The sequence below is a fragment of the Flavobacterium sp. GP15 genome, from assembly GCF_014281985.1.
GTDB classification, from domain to species: Bacteria; Bacteroidota; Bacteroidia; order Flavobacteriales; family Flavobacteriaceae; genus Flavobacterium; species Flavobacterium pygoscelis.
Genome location: NZ_JACFTC010000007.1, coordinates 147,417 through 161,335 on the forward strand (window position 1 = coordinate 147,417; position 13,919 = coordinate 161,335).

The window sequence follows — 13,919 nt, forward strand, 5'->3', positions numbered from 1 at the left end:
AAAATCAAGTACACCTAATTAGTCCTCTTACTTGCTTATTCCTAAAACGGAGCAAATCTCTACTAATTAGGGCTTATTACAAATTAAAGCGAAATGAATCAAGATTATATAAAACCAGATAATTGGTCTGTCATAGAAGAAGGGTTTGATGTTACACGTATCAAATCTTCCGAAAGTTTGTTCAGCATAGGCAATGGCGCGATGGGACAACGTGCAAATTTTGAAGAAAATTATACCGGAGAAACCTTTCAAGGAAGTTACATTGCCGGTATTTACTATCCCGATAAAACCAAAGTGGGTTGGTGGAAAAATGGATATCCCGAATATTTCGCTAAAGTTTTGAATGCTCCTAACTGGATAGGAATCGATATCGAAATTAATGGAGAAAATTTAGATTTGAACACCTGTGTGGAAGTAAAAAACTTTCGTAGAGAATTGAATATGAAGGAAGGATGGTACAATCGCTCCTTCAATGCCATACTGAAGAATGGAACCGAAATTGCAGTAAATGTACGTCGATTTGTTTCATTAAAACTTGACGAGATTGGTATCATAAATTACGAAATAACGCCTTTAAACAAAAATGCAAAAATAATTTACAAACCCTATGTTGATGCAGGAATTACGAATGAAGATGCCAATTGGGAAGAAAAATTCTGGGAGCCGCTCGAGGTATCAAAGGCAAATAACAAAGCATTTGTAACAGCTCAAACCTTTAAAACTCATTTTAAAGTAACGACTTTCATGCAAAACAGCATTTGGTCTAATGGACAAAAAACAGCTATTTCTCCTTCTGATGTAGAAACAAAATCAGATAAAATACAATTTAACTATGATGTCATAGTTGCGCAAGGAGAAAAATCTTCTATTCAAAAAATAGGAGGTTATACCGTTTCTTTAAACCATAAAAACACACTAATTGCTGCAGAAAAAGCAATCGAAAATGCAGTATCCAAAGGATATGAATTACTATTAGAAGATCAAATTAATGCTTGGTCAGAGATCTGGGAAATGTCAGACATTACCATTGAAGGAGATGTAAAAGCACAACAGGGAATTCGTTTTAATATTTTTCAGTTAAACCAAACCTATCTGGGTAAAGACTCTCGACTGAATATTGGACCAAAGGGTTTTACAGGAGAGAAATATGGCGGCTCAACCTATTGGGACACTGAGGCGTATTGTATTCCTTTTTATATGGCTACAAAAGATCAAGAAGTTGCGCGCAATTTATTGACCTACCGCTATAATCAATTAGACAAAGCGACAGAAAACGCTTCAAAATTAGGCTTTGTAAATGGAGCAGCTTTGTATCCAATGGTGACCATGAATGGTGAAGAATGCCATAACGAATGGGAAATAACTTTTGAAGAAATTCATAGAAATGGAGCCATTGCTTTTGCTATTTATAATTTTCATAGGTATACAGGTGATTACAGCTACATTCCAGAAAAAGGCTTAGAGGTGCTTATCGGAATTGCTCGTTTTTGGCATCAAAGAGTAAATTATTCTAGTAGTCAAAAAAAATATGTAATCTTAGGAGTTACAGGCCCTAATGAATATGAAAATAATGTCAACAATAATTTTTATACCAATTATATTGCAAAATGGTGCCTTGAATATACCTATGAACAAATTCAGAAAGTATCCTTAGAATATCCCTTGGATCACAAAAGAATTACTGAAAAAGTAAAAATAACCGATTCTGAATTACAATCTTGGAAAAATGTTTCAGATAATATGTATTTCCCGTTTTCTGAAGAACACAATCTATATTTACAACAAGATGGTTTTTTAGACAAAGACCTTGTTCGCGTAGCCGATTTACACAAAGACCAAAGACCCATCAATCAAAAATGGTCTTGGGACAGAATTTTGCGTTCGCCATACATCAAACAAGCTGACGTTTTGCAATGTTTTTATTTCTTTGAAGATCATTTCACTAGAGAAGAATTAAAAAATAATTTTGATTTTTACGAGTCTTTTACTGTTCATGAAAGCTCCCTATCTCCTTGTGTTCACTCTATACAAGCAGCATTATTAGACAAAATGGATATGGCTTATTCCTTTTATCTAAGGACTTCTCGTTTGGATCTTGATGATTACAACCATGAAGTAGAAGAAGGATGTCATATTACATCTATGGCTGGAACTTGGATGAGTATTGTAGAAGGTTTTGGTGGATTAAGAGTACGAGACAACACTTTGCATTTTTCTCCAAAAATTCCAAAACAATGGCAGTCGTACTCCTTTAAAATTAATTTTAGAAATCAGATTTTAACCGTTGTGGTGAGTCAAAATGAAACTCATTTTTATGTCAATGGAGACACAAAACTAGCGCTAGTCGTTAATGGCCAAAAAGTGTTTGCTAGCAAAAGCCCACAGAATTAAAAGTTACGATATCATTAAAAAAAAAGAAATATGAAAAATCTATTTTTAACTGCATTTATTCTTCTTAATAATAGCATTATCCAAGCCCAAGAATTAAAATCACCTGAAGGCAAATTTGTAATGCAATTTTCCTTATTGGATGATGGAACTCCAACTTATAACCTTACATACAAAAACAAAGATGTTATAAAACCAAGTACATTAGGACTAGAGCTAAAAGACGACAAAAAATCATTACTTGATGATTTTATTATATTGGATGCAAAACAAACTAGTTTTGACGAAACCTGGAAACCAGTTTGGGGAGAAGTAAACAAAATTAGGAATCATTACAACGAACTAGCAGTAACATTAAAACAAAAAGAAACGGAACGATTAATTATCATTCGTTTTAGATTGTTTGATGATGGTTTGGGTTTCCGATATGAATTCCCAACACAAAAAAACCTTACTTATTTTATTATTAAAGAGGAAAAAACACAATTTGCAATGACTGGAGACCATACTGCTTTTTGGATTCCAGGAGATTATGACACTCAAGAGTATGATTACACACAATCGAAATTATCAGAAATAAGAGGGCTTTCAGAAAAAGCATTTACTGAAAACGTATCCCAAAAATCTTTTTCACCAACAGGCGTGCAAACTTCATTAATGATGAAATCAAAGGAGGGGATTTATATCAATCTGCATGAGGCCGCTTTGATTAATTATTCGTGTATGCATTTGAATTTAGACGATAAAAGCATGATTTTTCAATCGTGGCTAACACCAGATGCAAAGGGAGACAAAGGATACATGCAAGCACCTAACTTCTCACCTTGGAGAACTATAATAGTGAGCGATGATGCCCGAGAAATCTTGAACTCTAAAATGACACTAAACTTAAACGAACCCTGTAAAATAGAAGATACTTCTTGGATAAAACCCATAAAATATGTGGGTGTTTGGTGGGAAATGATTACTGGAAAAAGTTCTTGGGCTTATACCAATGATTTTCCCTCTGTTCAGTTAGGCATTACCGATTATTCTAAGGCCACACCAAATAAAACTCATGGTGCCAACTCGAAGCATGTAAAAGAATACATTGATTTTGCGGCTCTTCATGGTTTTAATGCCGTTTTAGTTGAAGGATGGAATGAAGGATGGGAAGATTGGTTTGGACATTCTAAAGATTATGTTTTTGATTTTGTAACTCCATATCCTGACTTTGATGTAAAAGGGATTCAAGCCTATGCAAAATCTAAAGGAGTAAAAATGATGATGCATCATGAAACCTCAAGTTCAGTTCGGAATTACGAGCGTCACATGGACAAAGCCTATCAGTTTATGAAAGATAACGGTTATGATTCTGTAAAAAGTGGTTATGTAGGAGATATTCTTCCAAGTGGAGAAAATCATTATAACCAATGGTCTGTAAACCATTACCAATATGCCATAGAAAAAGCCGCCGATTACAAAATAATGGTGAATGCTCACGAAGCCATACGTCCTACAGGAATCTCTAGAACTTATCCAAACTTAATTGGCAATGAATCGGCTAGAGGAACAGAATATCAAGCTTTTGGTGGTTCTAAACCAAATCATGTAACGATTTTACCTTTTACCCGTTTAATCGGTGGACCAATGGATTACACGCCTGGAATTTTTGAAATGGACATCAGCAAACTAAATCCTGATAATAAGTCACATGTAAATAGCACTATTGCCAATCAATTGGCTTTGTATGTAACGATGTATAGTCCTTTACAAATGGCAGCAGATCTAATAGAACATTATAATGCGTTCCCAGATGCTTTTCAATTTATAAAAGACGTAGCAGTAGATTGGGATGAAAGTAAATATCTAGAGGCAGAACCTGGTAACTACATTACTGTAGCGCGAAAAGCAAAAGGAACTAACAATTGGTTTGTAGGTAACGTAAATGGAGACAACAGCCGCACTTCAATAATTAATTTTTATTTTTTAGATAAAGGAAAAAAATACACCGCTATACTCTATGCTGACGCTAAAGATGCGCATTACAAAACAAATCCGCAAGCATACACTATTACTAAAAGTACAATCACTAATAAATCAAAACTATCACAATTATCTGCGCCTGGGGGAGGTTATGCAATTAGTATTGTCGAAAGTAAATAAGTGTTTGATCGCTTATTAGCCCGACTTAATTTACTTTAGAATAAGCTAAAAAATTCAGAATAAAAGAGCTAAAATACAATCGTTTAAATTTAAAAAATGAAAAAGCAATTCATCCCTTTTTTTCTATTCCTAACAATTATTATGGGAAGTTGTTCCACTTCTAAAAATGTTTCTAAAATACAGAAAACACCTTTTGTATGGGAAGGAGCCAATGTCTATTTCTTACTAACAGATCGTTTTAATAACGGCAATACATCAAATGATACTAATTTTGAAAGAAATAAAAAAACGGCAAAATTACGCGGTTTTGAAGGAGGTGACATTATAGGAATTACCAAAAAAATAGAAGAAGGCTATTTTGATAAATTAGGAATAAATGCAATATGGTTTACACCAGTTGTAGAACAAATTCACGATGGTGTAGATGAAGGAACTGGACTAACATATGGTTTTCATGGTTACTGGACGAGAGACTGGACTAACTTAGATCCTAACTTTGGAACCAAGGAAGATTTAAGAATGCTAGTCGATAAAGCACATGCACATGGAATTAGAATTATACTAGACGGTGTAATCAATCATACTGGACCGGTAACACAAACAGATACTGTCTGGCCAAAGAATTGGGTACGAACAGGTCCAGTATGTGATTATAAATCCTATGAAGGCACCACTGCGTGTACGCTAGTCTCTAACCTTCCTGACATTAAAACAGAAAGTAATGAAAATGTAGATTTACCTCCTTTTCTAATCGAAAAGTGGAAAAAAGAAGGACGCTATGAAAAAGAAATGGCAGAATTAGATGCGTTTTTTGCTCGAACAGGATATCCAAAAGCACCCAAATATTATATTATAAAATGGCTCACAGATTATATTAGTGATTACGGGATTGATGGTTACAGAGCCGACACAGTAAAACACACCGAAGAAACGGTTTGGGCTGATTTTAAAACGCAATGTGACTTTGCTTTTGCCACTTGGAAGCAAAATAACCCTACTAAAGTTTTAGATGAAAATTCTTTCTATACAATTGCCGAAGTATATAATTATGGCATCGGCAGTGGAAAAATTTTTGACTTTGGAGATAAAAAAATCAACTATTTCGAAAATGGTTTTAACAACATGATCAATTTCGAATTTAAAGGGGATGCCCAAAAAGAATATGAATTTATATTCTCTAAATATTCAGACAAGTTAAATAATGAATTGAAAGGATACAGTGTTTTAAACTATTTATCTTCTCACGATGACGGAGCTCCTTTTGATGCCAAACGCACAAAAAGTAAAGAAGCGGCAATTAAGTTGTTACTTTCGCCTGGATTATCTCAAGTATATTATGGGGATGAAAGTGCACGATCGTTAGTAATTGAAGGTACAGAAGGTGATGCAACATTGCGTTCTTTTATGAATTGGGAGGAAATTAAATCAAATTCAGAAACTCAAAAAACACTATTACATTGGCAAAAATTAGGGCAATTTAGAAGAAATCACCCTTCAATTGGTGCAGGAATTCACAAAAAAATTTCCGACCAGCCTTATACTTTTTCTAGAACATTCTCCAAGAATAATTATTCGGATTCAGTTATTATAGGATTAAATCTGCCAGTAGGTCAAAAAGAAGTAACTGTAGCATCTATTTTTAAAAACGGAACAAAGCTAAAAGATACTTACTCAGGAAAAGAAGTTTTGGTTGTAAACGGAAAAGTCAGTATAGATTCTGAATTTGATATTGTTTTATTAGAAGCCATTTCCGAAACTAAATAATAAAAAACAGTAAAAGCTTTTTATCATCTTATTCAAAACACCTTTGTAAATGAAGGTGTTTTTTTTTTATAATGAACTTTATCAAAAAGTAGTAAAACACTTAAATATATTTTATATCTTTTTTAAGAAATATAACTTTTGTAAAAAATTCCGTCTATTTTTGGCAATCAAAACCAAACCAATGGAATTTTTAGAAAACTACGAACCTTTGCTTAAAGCTTTCTGGTATATCGCATTACCAATTAGCTTATTTTTTGCTTTACAAACCATTATGACTTTCATTGGCCTAAGCGGCGGTGAAACCGATATCGACTCCGATGCTGGGGATGGAGATTTACCTTTTGAAATCTTCACCTTGCGCAATCTTATCAACTTTTTATTAGGATTTAGCTGGAGCGGAATTTCATTTTATGATTCCATTCAGAACAAAGCAGTGCTGATTGGTGTTTCCCTTACAATCGGTTTAGCTTTTGTTGGCGTTTTCTTTATATTAGTAAAGCAAATTTTAAAATTATCGGAGAACAATAGTTTCAAAATAGAAGATACACTTAACAAAACAGCCGAAGTATATCTTACCATTCCAGAAGCTAAATCTGGAAAAGGAAAAGTACTAATTAGCGTAAATGGATCTTTTCATGAACTAGATGCCATGACGCTTTCAAATGAAAAAATATTTTCGAATTCTTCCGTAAAAGTAATTGCTGTTGAAAACAACTTATTAATTGTAGAAAAAAATTAAATTAAACTAAACCATGACCGAAATTATTATTATTGTCGTTGCCGTATTCGTTATTTTCGTTTCCTTTTTAACTCTTATATCGCGTTATAAAAGATGTCCTTCTGATAAAATTCTTGTGATTTATGGTCGCACTGGAGGAACTTCTGCAAAATGTGTTCACGGAGGAGGTGCTTTTATATGGCCTGTTGTTCAAGATTTTCAATATTTAGATTTAAAACCACTTTCTATTGATGCGAATTTAACCAATGCCTTATCGCGTCAGAACATTCGGGTTGATGTTCCTTGTCGTTTTACTATTGCAATCTCAACAGAAAGTGAAAGTATGAATACTGCTGCTGAACGTTTGCTAGGTTTACAGCCAGAACAAATTCAGGAATTAGCAAAAGACATTTTATTTGGGCAACTGCGTTTGGTTATTGCTACAATGACTATCGAAGAAATAAACTCTGACAGAGATAAATTCTTAGAGAATATTTCTAAAAATGTAGATTCGGAATTAAAGAAAATTGGTTTAAAATTAATCAACGTAAACGTAACCGACATCAAAGATGAATCGGGTTATATAGAAGCTCTAGGAAAGGAAGCTGCTGCAAAAGCTATTAATGAAGCTAAGATATCAGTTGCAGAACAAGAAAAAATTGGAGAAACTGGAAAAGCAATGGCAGATCGTGAGAAAGACGTTCAAATTGCAGAAACCCACCGTGATCGCGACGTAAAAATTGCCATCACAAATAAAGATAGAGAAGTAAGTATTGCTGCAGCTTTCAAGGATGAAAGTATTGGTAAAGCAGAGGCACAAAGAGATACGCGTGTAAAAACATCGGAGGCCAATGCAATTGCGATTCAAGGAGAAAATGAAGCACGTATTGCTATTGCACAATCAGAAGCAACAAGAAGAGAGCGCGAAGCAGAAGCATTAAGAATGGCACTCGCCTCGGAAAAAGTACAAAGTGCAAGAGCACTAGAAGAATCCTATGTTGCAGAGCAAAAAGCCGAAGAAGCTCGTGCAGAAAGAGAACGATCTACTCAAAATGCTAATATTGTTATTCCTGCTCAAATTGCAAAACAAAAAGCAATTATTGATGCACAAGCTGAGGCCGAAAAAACAAGGGAATTAGCCAAAGGTGAGGCCGATGCTATCTTTGCAAAAATGGAAGCAGAAGCAAAAGGGTTATATGAAATATTAACAAAACAAGCAGAAGGATATAAGGAAGTAGTTAGCGCTGCTGGTGGAGATCCTACAAAGGCTTTCCAATTATTATTGATTGAAAAATTACCCGAATTGGTTCGAACTCAAGTGGAAGCTGTAAAAAACATCAAAATTGATAAAATCACGGTTTGGGATTCTGGAAATAATGGTGACAATGGTGCAGGTTCTACAGCTAATTTTGTCTCTGGCATGATGAAAACGGTTCCTCCTTTGAATGATTTATTTAATATGGCAGGATTAAATTTACCTACTTATTTAAAAGGAGAGGATACAAAGGAAGTAAACAGCAAAAGCACTGCTCCTGCTGAAATCATAACTCCAACTGATCAAGTATAGAAATAAATAATCCTTAAGTTAATTTTTAACTTTTAGATAATCTATTGCGAATCTCTAAAGCACAAATCGTTTTTGGTTTGTGCTTTTTTATTTTAGTTACCTTTGAAAAAAAATCTTCCTATATGCTTAAAATAGGCCATCGTGGCGCCAAAGGTTTCGAACCAGAAAACACATTAATTTCTTTTCAAAAAGCGTTAGACTTAAAAGTGGACGGAATAGAATTAGATGTTCATCTGAGTCTTGACGATGAATTAATAGTTATTCACGATGAAACAATCGATAGAACCACAAACGGAAATGGCTTTGTAAAGACGTTATCTTTGTCTGAATTAAAAGCTTTTAGAATTAATAATGAGCATGAAATTCCAACTTTAATTGAAGTTTTAGATTTAGTTAATCAAAATTGTTTGGTCAATATTGAATTAAAGAGTTATGAAACAGCTGAAAAAATAGTAGTACTGATCGAGAAATATGTTTCGGAGAAAAACTGGAAATACAATCAATTTATAGTTTCTAGTTTTGACTGGAATGCCTTACAACAAGTTCGGTTTTTAAGCGAAGAGATTCATATTGGTGTTTTAACAGAAACCGATTTAGACTTGGCTTTGGCTTTCGCCAAATTTATTCAGGCAAGATCAATTCACCCACATTTTCATTTGCTAAACAAAGAGAACGTTTCTAAAATTCAATCTAAAGGAATACACGTTTTTCCCTGGACAATCAATGAACCAGAGGACATCGAGAAAATAAAACAATATAACATAAACGGAATCATTACTGATTTCCCAGACAGAATATGAATCAGAATTTTGATATAATTATAGTTGGCGGTGGCGCAGCAGGATTTTTTACAGCAATAAATATTGTAGAGAAAAACCCAACATTGAAAGTAGCTATTCTAGAACGTGGTAGCGAAGTTTTACAAAAAGTTAGAATTTCTGGTGGCGGAAGATGTAATGTGACTCACGCCTGTTTTGAACCAAATGAATTAGTAAAGTTTTATCCGCGTGGCGAAAAAGAGCTTCGAGGTCCTTTTCATCAATTTGGTGCTGGTGATACTATTGAATGGTTCGAAAAACACGGTGTAGCACTAAAAATCGAATCGGACGGGCGTATGTTTCCCGTTTCAAATTCCTCTCAAACGATTATTGATTGTTTTCTAGAAGCAACAAAAAAATTGGGAATCGCTGTTTTAACTGGACAAAGCGTGCAATCTATTTTTAAACAAGAGGCACTTTGGAAAATAGAAACACAAACCGAAAATTATCTTTGCGAAAAACTAGTATTAGCAACAGGAAGTAATCCCAAAGTCTGGGATATGTTACAAAATTTTGGTCACGCAGTAATTACACCAGTTCCTTCGCTATTTACCTTTAATATCAAAGATGTTAGAATAAAAGAATTATCAGGAGTGGCGGCACAAGCGACTGTAAAAGTAAAAGATACAAAACTAATTTCTTCTGGACCCTTACTAATTACGCATTGGGGAATGAGCGGACCGGCTATTTTAAAACTCTCGGCTTGGGGAGCACGAATTTTGCATGACAAAAATTATCAGTTTACAATTTTTGTAAATTGGCTTAATGATGCTGATTCAGAAGAAGTTGAAAAAAAGCTAAAAGACTTAAAACAAGAGCATGCTAAAAAATCAGTTTCTAAAAAATCACCTTTTGAATTAACCAATCGATTGTGGGAAAGCTTAGTGATTGCCTCTGGAATTGAAGCCGAAACAAAATGGGCCGATTTATCTAAAATTCAACTGACAAACTTAATAAACCAACTGGTAAATGGTACTTTTCAAGTGAATGGAAAAAGCACTTTTAAAGAGGAATTTGTCACGGCCGGAGGAATCGATTTAAAAGAAATTAATTTTAAAACCATGGAAAGTAAGTTACATAAAAACCTCTATTTTGCGGGCGAAATCGTAAATATTGATGCGATAACTGGAGGATTTAATTTTCAAAACGCCTGGACGAGTGGTTTTATTGTAGCGAATACTATTTAAAGACTAAAAGTCAATTAACAAGACTTTAATGCTTTACTAACTTTATTTTAGGATTAAACTTATATTTTTACTTTCTATCTATTTGCTATTTATGAAAGGAAAATTACTGTTTGCTTGCTATTTTATCATGGTAAATTCTGTTTTTTCACAATCCCAAAAAATACTAAAGGGTGTGGTAATGTGTGAAAAAAATCCTGTTTCGAAAGTGGATGTGGCCAATTATAATTCTAAACAAGTTATTACTACTAATACATTAGGAACATTTAGTATCCAAGTAAAAGTTGGAGATGAATTAGTTTTCATTTCTAAAAACTATGAAATAAAGAGATTAATGGTTGATCAAAAAACGATGAACCTCAACAACTTAATAATTTCATTACAACTCAAACCAGAACAGTTGAACGAAGTAGTAATAACCAACATACCTTCTATTAAACTGAGTGCGGATACTAAATGGGAAGAAGGGAAAATTGAGGAAATGAACTTAATAAAAAATTCAACTAGTTTAAAAAATCCCGCTGTTTACGATGGAAGAATTGAAAATGGTGTCGGTTTAATAAAAATTGGCAGTAAAATTATGGCTCTTTTTAAAAAAGAAAAAGAGCCCATCAAAAAAAAAATTCCTAAAATAGAATTTGCACCTTTGGCAAGAAAGACTTGTGATGAAAGGTTCTATATACAAACACTACATTTAAAACCAGAGGAAATAAATCTCTTTCTTCAATTTTGTGAAGCAGATCCTAAGTCGCAAACACTTTCAAAAGAAACAAGTGTATTAAACATAATGGACTTTTTAATTTATAAAAACAGTGACTTTAAAAAGTTATAATTATTAAAGTCAATAGTAATCATACTATTTATTCAACCACCAAATACTGGCATTCAAAACCGCTGCAAAGCTTACCCAAGCGAGATATGGCAGAAACAAATAACCCGCAATTTTATTGATTTTACCAAACTGAACATAGGTCTCATAAATCATCAACCACAATACGATAATTTCTAAACCTGCAAGCATTGGGTTGTGCAATCCAAAAAATAAATACGACCACAGGGCGTTTAATCCTAACTGTATCGCAAAGAAAATTAGCGCTTTTTTTACGGCTTCTTTTTCAAATTCTAATCTGTTCCAAACCAAACCTGCGGCAACTCCCATCATAACATAAAGCAAACTCCAAACTGGAGCAAAAATCCAGTTGGGCGGATTAAAACTAGGCTTTACCAAAGTAGGATACCAATCTGTAATAGCAGAGCGAGTAACGATTCCTGAAAAATAACCTATCACAAGGCAAGTAACTACTACTGATAAAATTCGGGTAATCTTATTCATTTTAATGTGTTTTATGTTTTACAAATTTAATGAAAACTTCAATGCATTTCTTAAAAACATATGTTTCAATAAAACTACTGTTTTAAACAATTCAATAAGCTGTATCTATTGTAATATAACTACTTTGCTGACAATTAGAATTGATAAATAATACTCATTCAAAATGTAAAAATAAAATATGTTGAAAATTCAATAAGGTTTTAAAATTATAATTTCTTTTGTTGAATGATTTCAAAAAGTTCTTTCTTGAAAGTATCTCCAATAGGAATGCATTTGTCGTTTATGTACACGCACAACGAATCTGTTTTAGAAATGTGTCGCATCGAAACAATAAATGATTTATGCGTTTTTATAAATTCTGAAGTAGGCAAAAAATCCTCTATACTTTTTAAGGTATTATTGGTGATAATCTGCTTGTTGTTTAAATGAATGGCTACATAATTTTTTAAGCCTTCGATGTAACAGATATCCTTAACATAGACTTTTTCAAAATTATTTTTACCGTCTGTTTTAATAAATATAAATTCATCTACTTCTTTTAAAACTTCTTTAATTTCTGATTGAAAACTATTTTTTACTTTTAAAACAGCTTCATAAAAACGCTCAAATTCAAATGGCTTAAGCAAATAATCTACAGCGTCTACTTCATAACTTTGCAATGCAAACTGCGGATAAGCCGTGGTAAAAATGATGTTTGTTTTCCCTTTTACAATTTTTGACAACTGCAAACCCGTTAAGTCAGGCATTTGAACATCCAAAAAAACCAAGTCGATATCGCCTTCTTCAATTTTAGATAATGCTTCTAGAGAACTTGTTGTAGAGGCTTTTAAATCCAAAAAAGGAACTTTAGAAACATATTTTTCTAATAATCGGATTGCAGGTGGTTCATCATCAACAATTAGACATTTTAATATTTTCATATTTTATATTTAAGTGGCAATTTTAGTACGGTAGTAAAGGTATCATTAGATTGATTGTAATTTAACACATAATCATCTTTATAAATGGCACTCAGCCTTCTTTTTAAATTTTCCTTACCAATTCCGCTATTATTATATCTTTCTGAAGATGAAATTTTATTGTAAGTTGCTACTGTAATTTCGTTTTCGGTAATGTTTATATTAATTTTTGCAGGATTTTCGCTGTCGTTGATAATTCCATGTTTAAAAATATTTTCTACAAAATGTATAAAAACTAATGAGGGTACACTTTGTTCTCCAACAATTCCTTCTACATTGTAGTCTAAAAATAGAGTGTCTTCAAATCTTTTTCTGTGAAGATAAATATAATCCTCAATAAATTTAATTTCCTTACTCAGGCTCATAAACTCCTGCTCGGCTTCGTAAGTTACATAACGTAATAGTTCACAAAGACGATGAATATCTTTGGCTATCTTAGGTTGTGTATCTATTAAATCGGTATAAAAAGTGTTCAGTGTATTGAACAAAAAATGAGGTTCTAATTGTGATTTAAGAAAATTGAGTTCCGCTTTATTATAATCTAATTCCAATTTATGAATGCGGTTTTGATTGCTTGCAAACTCAAAGAACAAATACAATAAGGTGCTGTATAAAATCCCTTTGAGCGCAAAATAAGAATTGTCAAAAGTATAAAAAAAGAATTTTCTAGACTCCTCAAAGTAATTGTGGTTTCCGGTGAAATGATATAAAATTACTTCTTCTCCTAAATAGCGAATACGCCCAAAAATAATAATGAGAATTAAAACTCCCAAAGCAAATTTAAAATAATTCTTTTTTCGCAGCGTGTAAGGACAAACAACAAAAAAGTTTAGCGCATAAGTTGTAAAAGTGGCTACATAAATAATGATGCGCCCATAATTTAAAGGGAATTTAAAATTTTTGACAAACCCTTCTGATCCAGCATAAATATAATCTGCAAAAAGATCCATAATCACAACTACAAGGATTATGGCAAAATGAAAGTACCACTGTTTTTTATTTATTTCCATGGGATGAAATTACACATTCTACATCCATTTTAA

The 13,919-nt window shown here is 33.0% G+C and carries 11 protein-coding genes; 8 read left to right on the top strand and 3 right to left on the bottom strand.

What is annotated here, in order from left to right:
• Positions 1–93 precede the first annotated feature (93 nt).
• From H2650_RS13790 to H2650_RS13825, 8 genes are all read left to right on the top strand, one after another.
• Complete coding sequence (locus H2650_RS13790) at positions 94–2,391, top strand: glycoside hydrolase family 65 protein (protein WP_188051401.1); 2,298 nt, start codon at positions 94–96, stop codon at positions 2,389–2,391.
• A gap of 30 nt (positions 2,392–2,421) precedes the next feature.
• On the top strand, positions 2,422–4,533 hold the full coding sequence (locus tag H2650_RS13795) for a glycoside hydrolase family 97 protein (protein WP_188051402.1): 2,112 nt from the start codon (positions 2,422–2,424) through the stop codon (positions 4,531–4,533).
• Between the two features lie 96 nt (positions 4,534–4,629).
• The gene (locus tag H2650_RS13800; RefSeq protein WP_188051403.1) at positions 4,630–6,297 is read left to right on the top strand and encodes an alpha-amylase family glycosyl hydrolase; all 1,668 of its coding nucleotides are present in this window, start codon (positions 4,630–4,632) and stop codon (positions 6,295–6,297) included.
• Between the two features lie 181 nt (positions 6,298–6,478).
• Positions 6,479–7,036, top strand: a complete 558-nt coding sequence (locus H2650_RS13805) for an NfeD family protein (protein WP_188051404.1) — start codon at positions 6,479–6,481, stop codon at positions 7,034–7,036.
• Positions 7,037–7,049: 13 nt separating this feature from the next.
• Positions 7,050–8,582, top strand: a complete 1,533-nt coding sequence (locus H2650_RS13810) for a flotillin family protein (RefSeq protein ID WP_188051405.1) — start codon at positions 7,050–7,052, stop codon at positions 8,580–8,582.
• 122 nt (positions 8,583–8,704) lie between these two features.
• Positions 8,705–9,382: a glycerophosphodiester phosphodiesterase family protein gene (locus H2650_RS13815; protein ID WP_188051406.1), complete on the top strand. Its 678-nt coding sequence runs from the start codon at positions 8,705–8,707 to the stop codon at positions 9,380–9,382.
• Positions 9,379–10,587 (top strand): NAD(P)/FAD-dependent oxidoreductase, encoded by a 1,209-nt coding sequence (locus H2650_RS13820; protein ID WP_188051407.1) that lies wholly within the window; start codon positions 9,379–9,381, stop codon positions 10,585–10,587. The genes H2650_RS13815 and H2650_RS13820 overlap by 4 nt, the downstream gene beginning before the upstream one ends.
• A gap of 91 nt (positions 10,588–10,678) precedes the next feature.
• Positions 10,679–11,416 carry a hypothetical protein gene (locus H2650_RS13825; RefSeq protein ID WP_188051408.1) on the top strand — a complete coding sequence of 246 codons (738 nt, stop codon included), beginning with the start codon at positions 10,679–10,681 and terminating at the stop codon, positions 11,414–11,416.
• 24 nt (positions 11,417–11,440) lie between these two features.
• Here the strand turns inward: H2650_RS13825 and H2650_RS13830 are convergent, their stop codons facing one another.
• The 3 genes from H2650_RS13830 to H2650_RS13840 all read right to left on the bottom strand — a co-directional run bounded on the left by H2650_RS13830 (position 11,441) and on the right by H2650_RS13840 (position 13,886).
• Positions 11,441–11,917 carry a TspO/MBR family protein gene (locus tag H2650_RS13830; RefSeq protein ID WP_188051409.1) on the bottom strand — a complete coding sequence of 159 codons (477 nt, stop codon included), beginning with the start codon at positions 11,915–11,917 and terminating at the stop codon, positions 11,441–11,443.
• 206 nt (positions 11,918–12,123) lie between these two features.
• Positions 12,124–12,837 carry a LytTR family DNA-binding domain-containing protein gene (locus tag H2650_RS13835; protein ID WP_188051410.1) on the bottom strand — a complete coding sequence of 238 codons (714 nt, stop codon included), beginning with the start codon at positions 12,835–12,837 and terminating at the stop codon, positions 12,124–12,126.
• The gene (locus tag H2650_RS13840) at positions 12,834–13,886 is read right to left on the bottom strand and encodes a sensor histidine kinase (protein ID WP_188051411.1); all 1,053 of its coding nucleotides are present in this window, start codon (positions 13,884–13,886) and stop codon (positions 12,834–12,836) included. Before H2650_RS13840 ends, H2650_RS13835 begins: the two co-directional genes overlap by 4 nt.
• Positions 13,887–13,919 lie beyond the last annotated feature (33 nt).

Coding starts and splice junctions, on each gene's coding strand:
- H2650_RS13790 (WP_188051401.1), top strand. CDS start 94: ATGAATCAAGATTATATAAAACCAGATAATTGGTCTGTCATAGAAGAA.
- H2650_RS13795 (WP_188051402.1), top strand. CDS start 2,422: ATGAAAAATCTATTTTTAACTGCATTTATTCTTCTTAATAATAGCATT.
- H2650_RS13800 (WP_188051403.1), top strand. CDS start 4,630: ATGAAAAAGCAATTCATCCCTTTTTTTCTATTCCTAACAATTATTATG.
- H2650_RS13805 (WP_188051404.1), top strand. CDS start 6,479: ATGGAATTTTTAGAAAACTACGAACCTTTGCTTAAAGCTTTCTGGTAT.
- H2650_RS13810 (WP_188051405.1), top strand. CDS start 7,050: ATGACCGAAATTATTATTATTGTCGTTGCCGTATTCGTTATTTTCGTT.
- H2650_RS13815 (WP_188051406.1), top strand. CDS start 8,705: ATGCTTAAAATAGGCCATCGTGGCGCCAAAGGTTTCGAACCAGAAAAC.
- H2650_RS13820 (WP_188051407.1), top strand. CDS start 9,379: ATGAATCAGAATTTTGATATAATTATAGTTGGCGGTGGCGCAGCAGGA.
- H2650_RS13825 (WP_188051408.1), top strand. CDS start 10,679: ATGAAAGGAAAATTACTGTTTGCTTGCTATTTTATCATGGTAAATTCT.
- H2650_RS13830 (WP_188051409.1), bottom strand. CDS start 11,917: ATGAATAAGATTACCCGAATTTTATCAGTAGTAGTTACTTGCCTTGTG.
- H2650_RS13835 (WP_188051410.1), bottom strand. CDS start 12,837: ATGAAAATATTAAAATGTCTAATTGTTGATGATGAACCACCTGCAATC.
- H2650_RS13840 (WP_188051411.1), bottom strand. CDS start 13,886: ATGGAAATAAATAAAAAACAGTGGTACTTTCATTTTGCCATAATCCTT.